Below are 19080 nucleotides of genomic sequence, written 5' to 3' on the forward strand. Positions count from 1 at the left end.
TTCCGCCGAAGACGACTCTTTCGCTAAGGAAGACCCGCTGATAGATGATGAAGCCATTGTCGTTGTAACTCCCGAAAGACGGGGGTGTTGCAACGACCACTAGAACCCGCCCATGCATTGCCTGCACCGCAGGCAAGCATCCAGGAGGCATGTCCGTCCCCTTCAGCCGACGCGGGACACGGCGGTTGGTTTGCGGGGAGGCAGATGGTCACACTCGCCCCAGCAACCGGTCCTCGAAAGCGTCCGTCGCGTCCCGCAACACCCCGACGACGGCGGCCACCGCCGGTTGCCGCAGTGAATCCGGGCGCGCGACGAGCCAGTAGCCCAGTCGCTCAGCCACCTCTTCGGGCAGGAGCCGCACGAGGTCACAGTGAAGGTTCGCCATGAAGCACGGCAGCAGCCCCATCCCCGCCCCGGCGCGCGTCGCCTCCACGTGCACGAACACGTTGGTCGAGCTGAGCGAATCCTTCATGGTCGGAAGCAGCCGCCGCGGGGCATCCAGGCTGTCCACCTGCAGCATCGAATCGATGAAGTACACCAGCGGATGTTCCAGGACCTCCTCGATGGTGGAGGGCCTCCCGTGCTCGGCCAGATAATCGCGCGACGCATACAACCCGAGCATGTACTCGCCCAGCCGGATTGCCTCGGCCCGATGCACCTGCGGCCTGCCCACCACCACTTCGAGGTCCAGCCCGCTGCGCGTCTGCGATGCGCGCCGCGTCGCCGCGACAATCTCGACGCTGAGCCGGGGATGGTTCCGCCGGAGCCGTGCGAAAGCGGGCGCCGCGATATAGGCGCTGAAACCGTCAGTGGCACTCATGCGTACGACGCCGGAAAGCCGGCTTGCGCCGTCGTCGTTCTTTTCGAGCGCGCTGAGGGCGCGGTCCACCTCCTCGGCGGCGGCTACCGCGTGGGCGCCGAGGTCGGTCAGCTCCCAACCGCCGCTGGCACGGACGAGGACGTGGCCGCCGAGGGAGCGCTCGAGCGCGGAGATTCTGCGCGAGACTGTGGTGTGGTTCAGGCCGAGTGTCAGAGCCGACACAGAAGGAGCAGCACATGAGCGTCAGTTCGCGTTCGTCCCAACCGGACTCCGGTGGCAGCACCAAGGAACCAACCGGCCTGAAGAAGATCGTCGCCGCATCAATGGTGGGTACCGTCGTCGAGTGGTACGAGTTCTTCCTCTACGCCACCGCAGCCACCCTGATCTTCGGCGAGTTCTTCTTCCCCGACAGCAACACGGCGCTCGACAACATCATCAACGCGTTCCTCACCTACGCGGTCGGCTTTATCGCGCGTCCGCTCGGTGGCATCTTCTTCGGTCAGATCGGTGACAAGCTCGGCCGCAAGCACACGCTGCAGGTCACGATCATCCTCGTGGGCGTCGCAACGTTCCTCATGGGTTGCCTGCCCGGCTATGACCTGATCGGTTACTGGGCACCGGCGCTCCTGGTGCTGCTGCGCTTCATCCAGGGCTTCGCTCTCGGCGGCGAGTGGGGCGGCGCCGTGCTTCTGGTCGCCGAACACAGCCCCAACAGCTCCCGCGGATTCTGGTCCAGCTGGCCCCAGGCGGCCGTCCCGATCGGCAACCTGCTGGCTACGGCCGTACTACTCACCAAGTCGACCATTCTCTCCGCTGCAGACTTCCAGAGCTGGGGCTGGCGTGTAGCGTTCTGGCTCTCCGCCGTCGTCGTCATCATCGGCTACTACATCCGCACCCACGTGACCGAAGCGCCCATCTTCGTGGAAGCGCGCGAACAGGTGGAGCGCGAGAAGGCCGTCAGCTACGGCGTCTTCGAAGTGGTGAAGCGGTACCCGCGCGGCATCCTCGGCGCCATGGGCCTGCGGTTCGCGGAAAACATCATCTACTACATCATCGTGAGCTTCACAATCGTCTACCTGGTCCAGGTCCACCAGTACGACACCAGCCAGCTACTCCTCGCCCTGCTGATCGCCCACGTGGTGCACTTCTTCGTGATCCCGCAGGTCGGCCGCCTCTCGGACCGTTTCGGTCGCAAGCCCGTTTACCTCGCTGGTGCGGTGCTGTGCGCATCCTGGGCGTTCTTCGCCTTCCCGATGTTCGACACGCTGAACCCCGTGGTCATCATCTTCGCGGTCACCATCGGCCTGTGCTTCCACGCACTGATGTACGCGGGTCAGCCGGCGATCATGGCCGAAATGTTCCCAACCCGCATGCGCTACTCGGGCGTCTCGCTGGGCTATCAGGTGACATCGATCTTCGCCGGTTCGCTGGCGCCGATCATCGCCACGGCCATCCTCCAGGAGACCGGCTCCTGGTTCGGCGTTGCACTGTACGTCCTCGGAGGCTGTGTGGTGACGGCGATCGCCGTCGTAACGCTGCGTGAAACCCGCGGCGTCTCACTGCGCGATATCGACGCCGCCGACGCCGAACGCCACGGAATCCCGGCCGGCACGGGACGCTGAGCATGGCTGCAGTACAGGAGAACGACGACGACGGCGGCACGCGTCCCGGCGTGCCCGCGCCGCCGGGTGCCGGTCCCCTCGCGGGCCGCCGGGCGATTGTTACCGGCGGTGCGAGCGGAATCGGCGCGGCGTGTGTCCGGGAGCTGGCCGCGCAGGGGGCGTTCGTCGTCGTCGTCGATCGTGATGCGGAGGGTGCGGGGGGCCTGGCCAAGGAGGTGGAGGGCGAGGTCTGGGCTGTGGACCTGCTGGAGACGGGCGAGCTTGAGGATCTGGCGCTGGAGGCCGACATCCTGATCAACAACGCCGGAATCCAGGTGGTCAGCCCTATTGAGGAGTTCGATCCCGCGGATTTCCGCCGCATTCATATCCTCATGCTCGAGGTGCCGTTCCTGCTGATGCGGGCCGTGCTGCCGTCGATGTACCGGAAGAAGTTCGGGCGGATCATCAACGTGTCTTCCGTGCATGGTCTGCGGGCGTCCGCGTTCAAGACGGCCTACGTGTCGGCGAAGCACGGGCTGGAGGGCCTTTCGAAGGTCGCGGCGCTGGAGGGCGGGCCGCACGGGGTCACCAGCAACTGCGTGAATCCGGGGTATGTGCGGACACCGCTGGTTGAGAACCAGGTTGCGGACCAGGCGCGCGTGCACGGAATCAGCGAGGACGAGGTGCTGGAGAGGATCATGCTCACCGAGAGCGCCGTGAAGCGCCTGGTGGAGCCGTCGGAGGTCGCGTCCCTTGTGGGATGGCTGGCGTCGGAGCAGGCGGGGATGGTCACCGGTGCGTCGTACACGATGGACGGCGGTTGGTCAGCCCGCTAAACCCCCAACTCGACGCGCAGTCAGCCGACGCCGAGGAGTTGCTCGAGCGGCCCGATTCCGAAGAACAGCACAAACGCTCCGGCAACCGCCCACATGAGCGGATGGATCTCCTTCGCCCGGCCCTGGAACGTACGCACGAGGACGTAGGCGATGAACCCCGCACCCAGCCCGTTCGCGATCGAGTACGTGAACGGCATGAGCGCGAAGGTGAGGAACGCCGGAATTGCGACGCCCCAGTCCTGCCAGTCAATCCGGCCCACCTGCGAAACCATCATGAAGCCAACGACGACGAGGGCCGGCGCCACCGCCTCGAACGGCACCAGGGAGATCAGCGGGGTGATGAACATGGCCAGGAGGAACAGTGTGCCCGTGACAATATTCGCGATGCCGGTGCGGGCTCCCTCACCAATACCTGCGCCGGACTCGACGTAGATCTGGTTCGAGGAGACGGACCCGGTGCCGCCGGCTACGGCGCCCAGCGCGTCCACAATAAGCACCCGGTTCACGCCGGGAATGTTGCCGTTTTTGTCCACGAGCTTCGCCTCATTGGCGAGGCCCACCATGGTGCCCATCGCATCAAAGAAGATGCTGAGGAGAATGGTGAAGGTCAGCAGCAGGGCGGCGGTTGCGCCGAGGCTCCCAAACGCACCGAACACACTCACGTTCCCGACCAGGCTTAGGTCCGGCAAGCCTACCCAGGAACCCTCGGGAAGCTCCGGCACCACTAGCGACCAGCCCTGCGGATTGGCGCCCTCCGGCCCAACACTCGGCCCCACATTCGCCACCGCCTCGATGAGAACGGCGAGGAGGGTGGACGCGATGACGCCGATGAGGATGCCGCCGCGCACCTTCCGCACCACCAGTGCGATGGTGAGGATCAGACCGAAGACGAACACGAGGGTGGGCCACCCGAGGAGAACTCCCTCGAAGCCGAGCCCCACCGGAACCGTGGTCTGCGCGGAGTCCGGAATACGCCGGACGAAGCCCGCATTCACCAGCCCGATCAACGCGATGAACAGGCCGATTCCGACGACGATCGCCGTCTTCAGACTCTCCGGCACTGCATTAAACACCGCCGTCCGGAAACCGGTCAGCACGAGCACGAGCATGGTGAGGCCGGCCAGCACCACAAGGCCCATGATGTCCGGCCAGGTCAGTTCGGGATTGGTGGCAACGGTGATCGCCACGAACGCGTTGACGCCGAGTCCGGTCGCCAGCGCGAACGGGTACTTGGCCCACGCGCCCATGAGGATGGTCAGGATGCCTGCTACCAATGCGGTCACGGCGGCAACCCGCTCGAAGCCCAGCTCACCGCCCGATGAATCGGCGCCGGCAAGGATCAGCGGGTTGAGGACCACGATGTAGCTCATGGCGAAGAACGTGGCGATACCGCCACGGATCTCCCGGGAGTAGGTCGAGCCGCGGGCGGTCACTTCGAAGTAGCGGTCCATCGCGGTGCGCTGGGTTGTGGGGCGCGGTGCAGGCACAGGCCATCCTTGCGGTGGGAGGGAGTTGCGGCAAAAGTCTATCCAACCCGCGCTTCAGGAACCTGTCAGGCACCTCCCGTAACCTTAAGCTTATGAAGTCTGCTTCCGCTGCCGTTACGGTGTTGCCCGGTATTCGTTCAATCTCGCGCGTCGCTGCGCTCCTTGCCGGTGTGCTGCTGGTTGCGTTCGCGCTGGTATTCAGCTCGGCAACCGCGGCTTCAGCGCACGATGAGCTGGCGTCGTCGAACCCGGAACCGGGCGCCACACTGGAGACCGTCCCGGAAGCCGTTGCGCTGACCTTTACCAATGTCCCGGCGACCATTGGCTCTGAGGTGCAGGTGCTTGATGAATCCGGTGAGAACTGGGCCGAGGGAGACGTCTCGATCACAGACACCGTTGCCACGCAGGCCATCCGCACCGGTGCTCCTGCGGGCACCTACACGGTGAACTGGCGCGTGGTTTCCTCCGACTCGCACCCCATTGAGGGGACGTTCGAGTTCACCGCTTCCGGCGGCGGGACCGCTTCGGAAACCCCCAACGCGTCAGCGGGTACGGCCGGCCCCATCGAGACAGGGGAACCTGATGCCCTCGACGAGGAGCCGGCAGCGGACTCGGGCGTATCCTGGGGCGTTATCCTCATGGTCGCGGTGCTGATTGCACTCGCGGTGGTCCTTGCGCTCGGCGCACGCCGCCGGCTGAAGCAGGGAAACAACGACGCCGGCTAGGCAGCCACCGGCGATTGGGATCGCTTCGTAGGGACCTTGGCGTTAGGTCACTACGAACCGTAGTGACACGGGGTGTCATGAATGCCGGAGAAGACACCCGTTCAACCCGATCCAGCTAGTCATCACCATGCCTGAACACCGTTAGGCGGCGCTGCCCGACATAACTACAGCGTTGTAAATACCGATCAAGTTTACGGACAGTGTCTTTACCGGCACTACGATCGAATCGTGACTTCACCTATTCTCCCTGAACCAAAAGACGCCTCACGAGAAGGCGAACAGATGCCGGTTCAGACTTTAGCTCCGCAGTTCGACGAAGACCACCATGGCGTGTATCGCGACCTGCTGCGTCGAGCGATAGAGCATGAAGATACACGAAACCTAGCTCTCACAGGTTCGTATGGCACTGGCAAGAGCAGCATCTTGCGTCAGATAGCCGAAATTTACGGCGAGAAGGTCGTAGAAATTTCTCTCTCAACATCTTCCCCTAGGGAGAACGGGAAACCTCCAGAGAATGGTGGCGAGAACTCGACTGTGGAGACGCCCACGAATCGCATCCAAAAGGAGATAGTCAAACAACTTATCTACCGTCTTCCACCGTCGCAGACTCGCGGTTCTCGCTTCCCTCGAGCGAATAAACCTGACCTAAGGCTCGATCTGATTTGGGCATCGATCTGGGGATCAGCTGCGTACACAGTCCTTATCATGATTGGCCTAATCCCGAAGTTTATAGCATGGCTGGGTGGAAGCCCATGGCAGCAGGTTGGGTCCTACTTGGGGCTGGAGATTCTTTCAATGGGACTTGCCTGGCTTGTGTTGCGCGGCGTGCAAGGGCGAATCGTGGTCAACTCTGTGAGTGCTGGCCCAACCACAGTCACTCTTGACCGCGACTCCGAATCCTACTTCGACCAATACTTGGACGAGATCGTTTACTTCTTCCAGGTAAGCGAGTGCAATTTAGTAATCATCGAGGACATCGACCGCTTTGAGGATGCCCATGTCTTTGACACCCTCCGAGCTCTCAACCGGCTACTGAACAGCTCGAAGCAGCTCGACCGACGAATCGTCTTCGTTTATGCAATTCGCGACAGCGTGTTCGAAGTGATCGGCAAGGAAGCGCCCGCCGCCAATACGACCCATGAAAAGGACGAAACCACCATAAGCGACGGCGCCGCCGGCGTGGTCACATCTATGACTGATAGGGCACGGGATGCACTTCTTCGCGCTAATCGGACCAAGTTCTTCGATGTGATCATCCCAGTCGTACCGTTCATCACTCACGATAACGCTCGTGACTTGATGTCCAATGCAATGCGAAGCGATAAATTCATAATCTCTCCCGCGCTAGTTCGACTCGCAAGCCGCCATGTTGCAGACATGCGAATGATTCGAAATATTCGCAACGAATTCGAGGTATACCGAAACCGCTTAATCGCTACGAGCCGTCAGGTGCCCGGCCTTACTGACGACTTGTTGTTCGCCATCGTCTTATTCAAAAGCTCCCATTTGGGAGACTTCGAGGAGATTCGCTTGCAGAACAGCACACTCGACGGCCTTTTCTTGATGTGGCGTCGGTTAGTCAGCGAGAACCTCGCGTCCGAAATCGCGCGGCGGACTCAAATCGAAGCACGCCGAACGTCCGAACAGATTGCACCGAACCGGGCAAAATATCTTGGTACCCGACTCCAAGAATGCCGAGAAGCACTACGAGAAGGCATCCGCCCCGGGCCCAATCGAGCCACCCCGTCAGTGACCCTATCTGTGAATGGGGCCGCAGTCGCCGACGAAACCACATTCACTAGGGAGTTTTGGACAAACATCGCTGACGGGTCGGAACTCATCATTACCCTCTCCGATAACTATTCCCAAAATGCTTCCATCCAGTTGACGGCTGAACAACTCGGAAATTTTCTCAACGTCGGCCTCGAACAGAAGGACTGGGGTGAGGTGAACCTCTCAGAGGTAACCGCCGCAATCGGTGAAGTTACAGAGAAGATCCAATTCCTACAACACCATACCTGGCAGCAACTTTGGGCACGCCAAGAGTTTCGTGTAGCAGTCGATGATTCTGAGAACAGCACTGCCCCTCCCTTGAGCTTCGCGGATCTTGCTGACCAGAAGCTCGAATCCGACCTGGCGCGCGACTTAGTGCGACACGGGTACCTAACGCATCATTTTGCCCTCTACGTGTCCGTATTCCATGGCGAGCATTTAGGCAGTGAAGCCATGGAATATATTATGCGATTTGTTGAACCAGGCAAGTTCGATCCGACTTACCCATTATCCGAGACCGACGTTGAACAAGTATTAGAGGATCGCGGCGCGGATCTGCTAAACGAGCCAGGCGTGTACAACGTACATATTTTGGATTACCTACTCGCCCACAAAGCCAATGACGCGCACGTGATCATCCACCGTTTGATTGCTTATAACGAGCACGAAGAGTCCTTCCTCAATACGTACGTTGCACAGGGCAAGCAAACCAGGCTTCTGTTCGCCCAAATGGCTCCTCTCTGGCCCTCCATATTCCGTTACATCGCAGCGGACGCCCCAGCGGAAAGCAATGATCGCTTGGCACAGTTCAATTCAGCATTAGGTGCCTGCGCTCAAGACATCGACTACGAGACGAACAGATCAGTCAAGGAACTCATCGAATCGAACTACACAGAACTGGCTGCGATAACGTCGCCGCGGACAAGTGAGCAAGCGATCGCGACCTTCACTCTGATCAGCGCTGCGGGAGCGAAGATCGATTCCCTCAAGGACCTCGATCCTGTAGCGTGCTCCGCTGCCATCCAGTTCAGCTGCTACCGGGTGAATGAAATGAATCTTCGCGCGATCACATCTACCGACTTGATCTGCCTCGATGCGCTTCTCGACACAGCCGAAGTCGCGTACATCCACGCTGTGAACCATCTGTCGGACTATATGGCTGCGCTGAAGGCATCCATGACAACGCAATATTCAGTGGTAAACCCACAGTGCTTCCTTCGCATCGTCAGCGATGCTGCACCTACAAACAGTACGGTCGACGTCGACGCCATGGTTTTTGCGGCCAGTGAAGACTGCCGTGTCTCTGAACTGAATTCCGTAGCTAGTTCTGTCTGGCCTGCGCTGACGCAGAGCACCCGCACAGACTGTAGTTTTTCCAACGTCAAGGCGTACCTTGACGAGTACGGCGAGGTCGATAGACATCTCGGAAAGTTACTTAGAGAGGTTGGTCCGATCAGTGGGTACGAACAGCACCCGAAAGAGGCCCGAGCCGATGTAACTCTCCAAATTCTCAACGCATTTGAAACGCTGCCGGACGCTTCGATTCGAATAGCACTCGCGGAGAAACTTGAACCTGGCTTCGTTGATGCGGATAATTTGAAACCGCAGTCAGGCAACTTTGTCGCGCAGCTCATCAGGCGAGACCTTCTAGCCGATGAGGAAGAAACATTCACTGGTCGGCTCATGACCGATTGGTCGACCCTGGAGGCCGCGATCCTTGCATCCGAGCACTTCGGATCATTCGTCTCGCCGTCGATTTTACCCGTATCTGAACTGCCCTCATTCATTGCGAGCAGACGGATACCCAGCGAACTTAAGCAGGCAGTGGTAGGAGACCTCGTCGATTACCTTTCGGCAGCCGAGGTGCGCGAAGTGCAGGCGATTGCCGCAGCTTTGAATAAGCACAACTGGACCGTGGGCTACGCGCGCTTAGAAGCCTTGCGTGTCGAAGGTACGAATAATCACGAATTGGTGCCTCTGATTGCTAGGGAAGGGGACAAACTCGACTTGGGCGATCTCCGCACCCTTTTACGTGCGATGGGTGGCTCCTACGAGGTTATCGCTGACCTAGGCTCGAAGCATCCCACCTTTCCGAATGACGCAGACCATGTCATGATCCTGAACCGACTTCACATGGCCCACATAGTCAGTAGTTTCCCGCCTGATGGCAGGGATGACAAACTACTACGAGTAAATTTGCATCAACCGAGGTAAACCTGGGGCGCCAGCAACGAGACCAAGTTAAACACGTAACTGGGCGACAGCCAGTCCCAATCAGGTTGGATCAGCCGAACTGGTGGGTAAGGCGATATCACGCATCCATCCCTGTCCCGGGCGGTCGATGACTTTGTTGATCATGTGATCCCTGTTTTGCAGCGGCGTGGCCTCTACCGGGGTGAATACACGGCATCGACGCTGCGCGGGCACCTCGGGTTGTCCCGGCCGGGGCGCTGACGGTGGTTGCCTACCGAAAGGCGCGTCAGGCGTGCCTTTCGGCCAAGATCTCGATGACGTGCCGGTAATCCTCTCCGGTTGCCCGGCTCATTCCCATCTCACACGTGCGGTTGCAGGACGCGTAGGCGTCGGCGTCCGTCGAAGCCACCTGTCTGGCTTCGACGGCGGTGGCTGAAGCCGTCAGTTCCGGATGCAGCAGGCCGCGGTCCCCGGCGAAACCGCAGCATCCCCAGTCAGCCGGCACCTGCACAGAGTCCGCTGCGGCCTCCGCAACGGCCGCGAGATCCTCCACAATTCCGAGGTGGACGGCCGAACACGTGGGGTGGACCGCCAGCCTGGAAATCTTGGCCGGAGCCGGTTCAAGCCTCCCCAGAATGGTGGTACGCGCGAAGGTGACGGCATCAACCACGGTGAGGTCAGCGAAATGCCGGCGGTTCTCTGCCGTCAAAGCGTCGGCCAACCCCTGCAGCCCATGGGTGCACGAGGACGCGTCAACAACAACCGGCAGTTGCCCGCCGCGCGTGTCCTCCCAGAGGGATTCGACGACGGCGTTGCCCATCTTCCGGTATCCGTCGACAAGTCCTTTCGACTGCCAGGGGGTGCCGCAGCAGAGATTGCCTGCCCCGCTTGCGAGTTGAAGCGGCACCCCAGTCTTGGAAGCGAGTTCCATCAGTGCGGGTGCAACGCCGGACGCGGTCGAATTCGGAGAGGCACCGAACATCCCGCCGATGCAGGAAGCGAAGAGCACGCCGGCGTACTCAGTGCCGGCTTGCCGGTCCCCCGAGAGCGCCGTCTGTGAACGTAGCGGCGCCGCCGGACCGGGCAGGTCGGCCGCGGCCAACGGGATTACGTCTTCTCCCAGGATCTTTCTGCCCAGTTTCGAGGCGGCGAGGGTAACGGGGGCCGGGAGAGCCGCAGCAACACCCAAACCAGCGCGGGCCGCGGCAGCCACTCCTCCCCAATGCGAAGCCGCAAACGTGCCCGCGGTCTGTGCCACGGAGGGCAAGCGTTCTGCCCGCAGTCTCTTCATCAGCGAGCCGGTGTCAATATCGACAGGGCAAGCGACCGCACACAGTCCGTCGGCTGCGCAGGTGTCGATAGCCTCGTAACCGTAGTCCCGTTCCAGCTCGGCTTTCAACGCCGGCGGGGCAAGGGCCATCTCCCGCCGCAGGACAATGCGTTGCCGCGGCGTCGTCGTTAGATCGCGGCTGGGACAGACGGTCTCGCAGTAGCCGCATTCCACGCACCGGTCCACCTCGGCATCCACCGTTGGGGCGGGCTTCAGGTGGTGCATGTGCCCGCGGGGATCGTCGTCGAGGAGGACGCCGGGATTGAGCAATCCCGTCGCGTCGAACAGTCGCTTGACTTCCCGCATGACCTCATACAGGCCGTCCCCGAACTGGCGGCGCACATAGGGCGCCATGATGCGGCCGGTCCCGTGCTCAGCCTTCAGCGATCCGCCGTTGCCCAGGACAAGGTCAACGAGGTCTTCGGTGAAACGCTCGTAGCGGTCCAGCTCGGCGGCGTCGTCCAGCCTGGGTGTGAGCATGAAATGCAGGTTGGCGTCCTTGGCATGGCCGAAGATTACGGCTTCGGTGTACCCATACCGGTCAAAGAGGCTGATGAGTGACCTCACCGTCTCCGTCAGCTTCGGCATGGGGACCACTATGTCCTCGAGCAACGCGGTGGTGCCCGATGCGCGGGCTCCGGCAACAGCGGTGTAGAGCCCCTTGCGGATGGTCCACAAGCCCGCCCGCCGTGCCGGATCCGGAGTCAGTTCAACGGGAGCGGAGAGCGGCAGCGATGAGAGCAGTTTTTCCGCGCCGCTGATCCGTTCGCTTACCTCCTCGGGGGAGGCACCCTGGTACTCGATGAGCAGGGCCGTGTGTTCGCCAATCAGCAGGTTCCGTAGCGACTCTTCCGCCTGGGGGAGTTGCTGCGCCACCTTCAGGGCCGCGGCGTCGAGCAACTCGACGGTCCGCGCACCGGAGCCTATCAACGCGGGTAGAGCGTCAGTTGCGTCGGCGATGCGTGGGAAGACAGCCAATCCGGTTGCTGCGAATGGCTGGACATTGACGGTCCGCAGAACCACGTCGGAAATGAAACCCAGCGTCCCCTCGCTGCCGACGATCAGGTGCGTGAGGATATCCACGGGTGAATCAAAGTCCGTGAAGGCGTTGATCGAGTAACCCATGGTGTTCTTCATGGCGAATTGACGGGCTATCTCCGCGCGGAAATCCGGGCTGTCCTGAATCTTCCGACGCAGGTTCACCAGCCCTTCGACCAGAGACGGTTCCTTCTGCGAGAGAATCTCCAGGGCATCCGCGGCGCCGGTGTCAATCACTGTCCCGGACGCGAGTACCAGTGTCATGGACTCGATGGTCTGGTAGGAGGTATTACCGGTCCCGCACGCCATTCCACTGGAGTTGTTCGCGATTACCCCGCCCATTGTGCACGCGATCTCGCTCGCGGGATCGGGTCCGAGTGCGCGCCCGTGGGGCGCCAGCCGGGCGTTGATCTGGCGGATGGTGGCGCCCGATCCCGCGCGGACCCGGCTTCCGCCGTCGAGCACTTCAACCCGCCTGAAATGGCGGCGGACGTCAACCAGCAGACCCGCGCCCACGGCCTGGCCGGACAGGCTTGTCCCACCGCTCCTCAGCGTGACCGGAATCCCGGCGCGGTCGGCCACCGTGAACACGGAAGCGACGTCGTGCGCTGTCCTGGGGGTCACCACCGCCTGCGGAACCAGCAGGTAGTGCGAAGCATCGTGCGCCATCGCAAGCCGGTCGATGCTGCGCAACTGGACGCTGTCCTCGCCACACGCAGACCGTAGTTGCGCGGCAACCTCACCGTCGAGGCCGGGCAGGGCGCCGGCGTCGGGCGTCGATTTGAGGATGCCCACACCGATCAGTTCCCCACGCCTCTGAGCCTGAGCGCGCTGCGCACATCGCCCTTGACCTGGTGAAGCAGCGTAGCGGCCTCTTCGGCGGTGCAGCCGGCCTTGATCATAACGACGGCGGTCTTCGCGTGTCCGTTGGCATCCTCCAACGCGCGACCCGCAGTGGCGAGGTCCGTTTCGCCTGCCGCGGCGACAATCCGCTGTGCCCGGTCAACCAGTTTGGCGTTGGTCGGCATCATGTCCACCATGAGGTTGCCGTACACCTTCCCGGTGCGGACCATGCTCACTGTCGAAAGCATGTTGCAGACCTGCTTCTGTGCCGTTCCGGCTTTGAGCCGGGTGGAGCCGGTCAGTACCTCCGGCCCGGTCTTGAGCTCTATGGCGACGTCCGCGTGGGCGCTGATTTCCGCGTCCTCGTTACACGCCACTGACACGGTGGCCGCTCCGACGGTACGGGCGTAATCGAGGGCCCCCACCACGTAGGGCGTCCGGCCGCTTGCGGCGAGGCCCACCACCACATCGTTGGCCCCGAGCGCGATGTCCCGCAGATCCTGTTCGCCGGCTGTCGCGCTGTCCTCCGCGCCCTCGACGGCCTGGGTGAACGCCGACTCACCGCCCGCAATGAGGCCGACGACCTCGTCGGGTGAGGTACCGAACGTCGGCGGGCACTCGACGGCGTCGAGCACGCCCAGGCGCCCGCTGGTACCGGCGCCCAGATAAATCAACCGGCCGCCCTGCTCCCTCGCGGTCACGATCAGGTCGATTGCCTGCGCGATTTGGGGGAGTGCAACGCGTACGGCCGTTGCAACGGAGGCGTCTTCGTCATTCATGATCGCGAGGATCTCGGAAACGGACATGCTGTCGAGGGTGCTGGTCCTCGGGTTGCGGGACTCAGTACCCAGGGATTCGAGGTTCTTCATTGGTCTTCCTTTCGCATTTGGCGCCTGTCGCCCGCCGAACTGATGGCGTCATGGGTCTTCATCAGAGCATCCCGTGCCGAAGCGGTTCTCTGCGCAACGGCGACGAACAGGCAGTCGACGATCAGGAGTTGGCTGGTGCGGCTAGCCATCGCCGCGGACCTGAAGCCCAGTTCCCGGCCCGCCGTGAGCAGGGTGTGTTCGGCGTCCTGGGCGAGCGCGGATCCGCTGGCACCGGTCAGGGCCACAGCTGTGGCACCGGAATTCCTCGCGCGCCGCAGGGGCAGCAGGGTTCCGGGAGTTGTGCCAGTGTGTGAAATGCCGATCGCAACGTCGTCCGTGCCCAACAGCGCTGCGCTGACCATTCCGGCGTCGTGCTCGGTGTGTGCCATGCAGTAGAGCCCGATTCGCTGCAGCTTCTGTGAGAGGTCCATGGCCACCAGTCCGGAAGCGCCGATGCCGTAGACATCGATCCGGCGTGCGCCGGTCAGCAGGCCAACCACTGTGTCAAGGACAGCCGGATCGGCCAGCTCCGACGTGGCACGGATCGCATCGCGCTCGAAAGCCGCCAGTTTCTGCAGGACCGTGTAGGGGCTGTCCCCGTCCCTGACGTCAGCCGCCAGCGATGATTCCCGGGGCTCGCGGGTTGGCTGGGCGGCGAGAGCAAGGCGGAGCTGCGGATAACCCTGATAGCCGAGGCGCTTCGCCGTCCGGACAACCGTCGCGGTGCTGGTTGAGGCCTGTTGCGCCAACTCTTCGATGGTGTGCTGGGACGTCCCGGCAGGATTTTCGGCAATGAGTCCGGCCACCCGCGCTTCCGCAGGCGAGAGGCTTCCGATCAGCGTGTGGATGCGTGCAACCAGACCTGCGGTTGCCGGTGCCTCACTGGTCATTCTTAGGCCCCCCAATCCGCAGGGACTCCGGAGCGTTTCCCATAGGTTGGGGCAGGACCAGCGGCCCGCTGCCAGGCGTGATTGATCCGAGCCGGCTCGCGTGGCGGGCGCCGGTGCAGCTGGGAACCGAGGCAGGGACGCCGTGAACCGAGAGGAAACCCAGGACGGCGAAGGCGATCGCTTCCTTGGCATCCGATGGGACGCCGAGCTGATCGGACACCGTGAAGTCCATACCTCCCAGCTCCTCCTGAAGGGCGTCCATCAGTGCCGGGTTCCTTGTGCCGCCGCCGGACACGATTACTGCCGTTCCCTGCACCGAACGGACGGCGTCGGCAACCGTCCGCGCGGTCAGTCGATTCAGTGTGGCTATGACGTCCTCGGTGGTGATGCTCCCGAGTCCCGTCAGCGCGTCGAGGAGGTATGGGAGGTGAAAGAGTTCCTTGCCGGTTGTCTTGGGAGCCGGGCGCTCATAGTAGGGCTCAGCGAACAACCTCGCGAAGAGTTCCGGATGAACGTTCCCCCGGCGCGCCAGCTGGCCTTCGTGGTCGTACTGCTGCCTGCCATCAGTCAGGTGTACGACGGCGGCATCCATGAGTGCGTTGGCAGGTCCCGTATCGAAGGCCAAGGGTGAATCCCCGCCTACGGTGATGTTTGCGATACCCCCGAGGTTGAGTGCCACGGGCCTGCCTGCTTGCGCGCGGAGCCACAGCACGTCGAAAGCACTCACAAGCGGGGCTCCCTGCCCGCCCGCGGCAACATCACGGGAACGGAAGTCGGAGATGACTGGACACCCCGTGACCTCTGCTATCCAAGCCGGTTGTCCGAGCTGGAGGGTGCCCCGAACAGCACCCTCCTCAACCCAATGGAACACGGTCTGGCCATGCGATGCGATGAAGTCGGCCCGCCCGCCGCACAGTTCCTCATTGGCCCTCTTGGCAAGGCTGGCAAACGCCTGGCCAACGCCGGTATCCAACCGGCAGACCTGTTCCATGGTGGTCTTCGACGGGGGAAGCGCTCCTGCGAGCTCGGCGCGCAACTCCCCGGCGTAGGGTTCGCTGACCATTCCCAGCGGCGTTACCACCAGGCAACCTCCGTCGACGACGACATCCACCGCTGCAGCATCGATCGCGTCATAGGAAGTGCCTGACATGAGCCCGACTATTCGCATGGAACTGATTCCTTTCCTCAACTGCAATCTAGTCCCGTAGTGCTTCCTTGTGGGTGTTGCGCCGTAGGGAGGCGAGGGCAAAGACGCTGACGAAGCAGATCACCATTACGTAGTAGGCGGGGATGTCATTGTTTCCGGTGGAGGCGATGAGCGCCGTGATGATGAGTCCCGCACAACCGGAGAACACCGCGTTGGACAGCGAATAGGCGAGCCCGAGGCCCGTGTAACGGACGGTCGTCGGGAACATTTCAGAGAGCATGGCTGGGCCCGGTCCGGCCATCATTCCAACGATGGCTCCTGCAAGGAAGACGCCGGCGCCCATGAGGAACGGTGAGCTGTCCGGATTCTGGAGGATGTTCAGCAGCGGGAGGGCTAGGAGGACGATGAGCACGGCACCGGCCACCATCACCGGACGACGCCCGATCCGATCGCTGAGAATTCCGCTCGGGATGATTGATGCAGCGAACCCTGCGTTGGCAAGTACGGTGACGATCAGCGCGGCCTGGAAGGTGGTGTCGAGGCTGGTCTGCAAGTAGGACGGCAGGACAACCAGGAACGTGTAGCCGGCGGCTGACCATCCCATGAGGCGGCCGATGCCAATCGCGATGGCCGCAGCGGTTTGGCCCTTGGTCGGATGTGTTACCGCGATGTCAGGAGTACCTGCCTTCTCGGCCGCTGCGGCACGCTGGAAGTTCGGAGTCTCTTCGAGCTTCAGGCGTAGGTAAAGTGCCACGAGGCCAAGGGGCAGCGCGAGGAGGAACGGAAGCCGCCAACCCCAGGAGGTGAGGGCTTCAGGGCTCAGTGTGGATGAGAGTACAGCGGCAACCCCTGCTCCGGCCAGCAGGCCGAGAGCCACAGTGAACGACTGCCAGGACCCGAACAGTCCGCGCTTCCCGGGAGGGGCGAACTCCGTCATCAGCGCAACAGCGCCTCCGAACTCGCCGCCGGCAGATAGCCCCTGCAGGATGCGCACCAGGGTGAGGAGTATGGGTGCGGTAATACCGATCGCCTCGTAGGTGGGAAGTACGCCGATCAACGTTGTTGCCCCGGTCATGAGGAGCAGGACGACGATCAGGGTTGGACGCCGCCCTATCCGGTCACCGATCCGGCCGAACAGTGCTGCCCCGACGGGACGGAAGAAGAAGGCTATCGCGAACGACGCGTAGGTCCTGATGAGTCCCTCGAAATCGGAGGCGCCCTCGGTGGTGAAGAAGTTCGCGGAAATGATGGTGGCGAATGCCCCATAAATCCCGAACTCGTACCACTCGATGAAATTACCCACAGATCCGGCCACGAGCGCCCGCCGCGACTGTTTGGCGCCGGGCGGGCGAAGGGGCGTGTGTGTGCTCATTGGATAGTCCTTGTTGTTCTGGCTGATGGCCGGGGAGAGACCGTATGAATATAAGTTTCATTACATCAGCGCAAACTGTCAAGAACTTTCATCGCGGGGGAGCGGTGGACCACTACCTGGAGTGGACTGCTAACGGATCGCGCGAGGGGCGTGGCGCTAGTTGAGAGAGAAAATAACGACGCCGGTCAGGCGCTGATTGCCGGACGGACAGCAGGGCGGGCAATTGACGATGCCATTACTGCTGCCTTGACCGGTTGGACAACCTGCGCGGCAAGTGCGCCTTTGGCAACGATCGCGTCGCTGATGACCTTCGCCTGACGGACAATTTCACGCGTGGTCGGCGTGAGCATCTCGCCGACGCCGATCAGGTAGAGCCCGATTGCCCGCAGTGCCGCCTTAAGGTCCCTGCCGACGGCGAGCCCGAGCGACTGCACAAACCTGCGTAACTGATTCTGGGGGTACTTCGTCAGGACCACGTGGTCCGCGAGCAGTACGCCGTTCCCGGTCTGCACAGCCCACTTTTTTGATCCGAGCACGGGAGCCGGAAGGAGATTGGAGTAGCCGACCATGCACAGCCCCTCCGCAAGAGTCTCTTGACGGATGTCGAGCGAATGGCTGGATGCGTAGCAGCGCAGAAGACGAAGAAGTTCGCTGCGTTCGGAAAGTGACACGGAATCCGTCATGACGGTGCGGCCCGCGCCGGAATTCAGGCACTCCGCGCTCTCGACAACAATCGAATGAACGCCGCGCCGGCTCAATTCACTGGCTACTGCCAAGCCGGAGAGTCCCGAACCGATCACCACCGTGGTTGTCATCTCCGCTGCGGCAGGCAGCACAGATTCGGTGGCCGTGGCCGGCTTCGGTATCACGCGGGAAACCTCCTGAGGGAAGGAGAATTCCGCACAGCCCGGCGCCTCTTCCGGGCTGTGCGGACACTTGGCTGCGAACGGGTCAACCAAGCGCACTCGAAAACGGGCGGGGGATCCCCTGGGGAGACGCTCCGCCCGATAACGATTTCTCGAAGCCTACATAACTTTTCGAGCCATGAATAGACCACCTACCGAAGAGTAGGCTACAAATAATTGAAGGCTGAGCGCAGGTGTCGGTCGGTTCTACCGCAAGGAGGCGGAACATGGGTGAGGCTTACACGCCGGGCACGTCAGGGCCCTCCAACGGTCACGGGGTTGTTGTTGGTGTAGACGGCTCGGATCAGAGTTTGTGTGCACTTGTTTGGGCGGCCAAGGAGGCCGAACGCCGTCGTACTCCGCTCTATGTGGTGACGGCTTACACGGTTCCCGTGTTCGCGGCGTCGAGCATGGACGCCGGGTACGCAACGGTTGATGATTCAGTGGTCCGGGAGGGTGCGCAGGCGGTTCTCGATCAAGCGGTCAGCAGGATCTCCGGGCACAACATCGAGGTCATACCGCGGGTTGAGACGGGGGACGCGTCCGGAGTGCTGCTGGAGCTCTCCGAGGAAGCGGAGCTCATGGTGGTTGGCTCCCGCGGCCGCGGCGGCTTCGTGGGCCGCCTGCTCGGTTCGGTGAGCGCGGCGTTGCCGGCGCACTCGAAGTGCCCCACCGTCGTCGTGCCGCTGTTTTGCGCCCCCCGGCTTGACGAGGCCGGCGTGGAACCGCCTAAGCCCAAGGGCGCGCCGTGTCCGAAGGCCGAGGAGATCGAGAACGTTGTGGTCGTCGGGGTCGACGGCTCGGAACAAGCGCGGATGGCCTCGCTGGTGGCCGCGGAACAGGCGCAGACGAGAGAGCTTCCGCTGCGGGTTGTGTGTTCGCTGCCGCCGTTCACCGGGTCGCTTGCCTGGATGCCGGCTCCGGTTGACCGCGAGGCCCTGCACTCAGAGATCATGGTGCAGCTCAACGCAGGAAAGGCTTGGCTGCAGAGCCATTTCCCCGAGGTGAACATGACGGTCGAGTTGCTTGACGGCCCACCGGTAGAGACATTGATCGAGGCGTCACGAACCGCGGAGCTAGTGGTTGTAGGCACGCGCGGCCGTGGCGGCTTCGCTGGGATGCTCCTGGGATCCACCAGCCAGGGCGTCCTGCATCACGCGAAGGGGCCAGTGCTGGTGGTCCCGGACCGCGAGGATACGCGGCTGAAGGATCGCGAAAGCTTCGGACCCATGGTGGGCCCAACAGGCTGAT

Annotated in this window: 13 protein-coding genes; 5 read left to right on the top strand and 8 right to left on the bottom strand. The window is 62.4% G+C overall.

The features are described 5' to 3' along the window. Positions 1–208: 208 nt before the first annotated feature. Positions 209–1042, bottom strand: a complete 834-nt coding sequence (locus tag ACX80C_RS15930; protein ID WP_459327435.1) for a LysR family transcriptional regulator — start codon at positions 1040–1042, stop codon at positions 209–211. A 14-nt stretch (positions 1043–1056) separates the two neighbouring features. Here ACX80C_RS15930 and ACX80C_RS15935 point away from each other — a divergent pair, with 14 nt between their 5' ends. After that, positions 1057–2442, top strand: coding sequence for an MFS transporter (locus tag ACX80C_RS15935; RefSeq protein ID WP_459327436.1), 1386 nt, complete (start codon positions 1057–1059; stop codon positions 2440–2442). A gap of 2 nt (positions 2443–2444) precedes the next feature. Then, entirely contained in the window at positions 2445–3257 is an 813-nt protein-coding gene (locus tag ACX80C_RS15940) for a 3-hydroxybutyrate dehydrogenase (protein WP_459327437.1), read from the top strand. Between the two features lie 20 nt (positions 3258–3277). Here ACX80C_RS15940 and ACX80C_RS15945 read toward each other — a convergent pair whose 3' ends face one another. Continuing rightward, on the bottom strand, positions 3278–4708 hold the full coding sequence (locus tag ACX80C_RS15945) for an NCS2 family permease (protein ID WP_459327492.1): 1431 nt from the start codon (positions 4706–4708) through the stop codon (positions 3278–3280). Between the two features lie 128 nt (positions 4709–4836). Between ACX80C_RS15945 and ACX80C_RS15950 the strand changes: the two genes are divergently transcribed. Continuing rightward, complete coding sequence (locus ACX80C_RS15950; RefSeq protein WP_459327438.1) at positions 4837–5469, top strand: copper resistance CopC family protein; 633 nt, start codon at positions 4837–4839, stop codon at positions 5467–5469. 228 nt (positions 5470–5697) lie between these two features. Then, positions 5698–9456 (top strand): YobI family P-loop NTPase, encoded by a 3759-nt coding sequence (locus tag ACX80C_RS15955; protein WP_459327439.1) that lies wholly within the window; start codon positions 5698–5700, stop codon positions 9454–9456. A gap of 265 nt (positions 9457–9721) precedes the next feature. Here the strand turns inward: ACX80C_RS15955 and ACX80C_RS15960 are convergent, their stop codons facing one another. The 6 genes from ACX80C_RS15960 to ACX80C_RS15985 all read right to left on the bottom strand — a co-directional run bounded on the left by ACX80C_RS15960 (position 9722) and on the right by ACX80C_RS15985 (position 17793). Continuing rightward, on the bottom strand, positions 9722–12598 hold the full coding sequence (locus ACX80C_RS15960) for an FAD-binding and (Fe-S)-binding domain-containing protein (RefSeq protein ID WP_459327440.1): 2877 nt from the start codon (positions 12596–12598) through the stop codon (positions 9722–9724). A gap of 5 nt (positions 12599–12603) precedes the next feature. Beyond that, positions 12604–13515: an N-acetylmuramic acid 6-phosphate etherase gene (gene murQ / locus ACX80C_RS15965; RefSeq protein WP_459327441.1), complete on the bottom strand. Its 912-nt coding sequence runs from the start codon at positions 13513–13515 to the stop codon at positions 12604–12606. Further along, complete coding sequence (locus tag ACX80C_RS15970; protein ID WP_459327442.1) at positions 13512–14405, bottom strand: MurR/RpiR family transcriptional regulator; 894 nt, start codon at positions 14403–14405, stop codon at positions 13512–13514. Before ACX80C_RS15970 ends, murQ begins: the two co-directional genes overlap by 4 nt. Then, the gene (locus ACX80C_RS15975; protein WP_459327443.1) at positions 14395–15573 is read right to left on the bottom strand and encodes an anhydro-N-acetylmuramic acid kinase; all 1179 of its coding nucleotides are present in this window, start codon (positions 15571–15573) and stop codon (positions 14395–14397) included. Before ACX80C_RS15975 ends, ACX80C_RS15970 begins: the two co-directional genes overlap by 11 nt. Positions 15574–15601: 28 nt before the next feature. Beyond that, on the bottom strand, positions 15602–16924 hold the full coding sequence (locus tag ACX80C_RS15980; RefSeq protein ID WP_459327444.1) for an MFS transporter: 1323 nt from the start codon (positions 16922–16924) through the stop codon (positions 15602–15604). Between the two features lie 185 nt (positions 16925–17109). Further along, positions 17110–17793, bottom strand: coding sequence for an FAD-dependent oxidoreductase (locus ACX80C_RS15985; protein WP_459327445.1), 684 nt, complete (start codon positions 17791–17793; stop codon positions 17110–17112). Positions 17794–18056: 263 nt separating this feature from the next. Here ACX80C_RS15985 and ACX80C_RS15990 point away from each other — a divergent pair, with 263 nt between their 5' ends. After that, positions 18057–19079: a universal stress protein gene (locus ACX80C_RS15990; protein WP_459327446.1), complete on the top strand. Its 1023-nt coding sequence runs from the start codon at positions 18057–18059 to the stop codon at positions 19077–19079. Position 19080 lies beyond the last annotated feature (1 nt).

It is taken from the genome of Arthrobacter tecti (assembly GCF_054511355.1).

What these genes read in the sequence shown, in the direction of transcription:
- ACX80C_RS15935 (WP_459327436.1), top strand. Translation starts at nt 1,057, where the DNA reads ATGAGCGTCAGTTCGCGTTCGTCCCAACCGGACTCCGGTGGCAGCACC.
- ACX80C_RS15940 (WP_459327437.1), top strand. Translation starts at nt 2,445, where the DNA reads ATGGCTGCAGTACAGGAGAACGACGACGACGGCGGCACGCGTCCCGGC.
- ACX80C_RS15945 (WP_459327492.1), bottom strand. Translation starts at nt 4,708, where the DNA reads ATGGACCGCTACTTCGAAGTGACCGCCCGCGGCTCGACCTACTCCCGG.
- ACX80C_RS15950 (WP_459327438.1), top strand. Translation starts at nt 4,837, where the DNA reads ATGAAGTCTGCTTCCGCTGCCGTTACGGTGTTGCCCGGTATTCGTTCA.
- murQ (WP_459327441.1), bottom strand. Translation starts at nt 13,515, where the DNA reads ATGAAGAACCTCGAATCCCTGGGTACTGAGTCCCGCAACCCGAGGACC.
- ACX80C_RS15970 (WP_459327442.1), bottom strand. Translation starts at nt 14,405, where the DNA reads ATGACCAGTGAGGCACCGGCAACCGCAGGTCTGGTTGCACGCATCCAC.
- ACX80C_RS15975 (WP_459327443.1), bottom strand. Translation starts at nt 15,573, where the DNA reads ATGCGAATAGTCGGGCTCATGTCAGGCACTTCCTATGACGCGATCGAT.
- ACX80C_RS15980 (WP_459327444.1), bottom strand. Translation starts at nt 16,924, where the DNA reads ATGAGCACACACACGCCCCTTCGCCCGCCCGGCGCCAAACAGTCGCGG.
- ACX80C_RS15990 (WP_459327446.1), top strand. Translation starts at nt 18,057, where the DNA reads ATGGGTGAGGCTTACACGCCGGGCACGTCAGGGCCCTCCAACGGTCAC.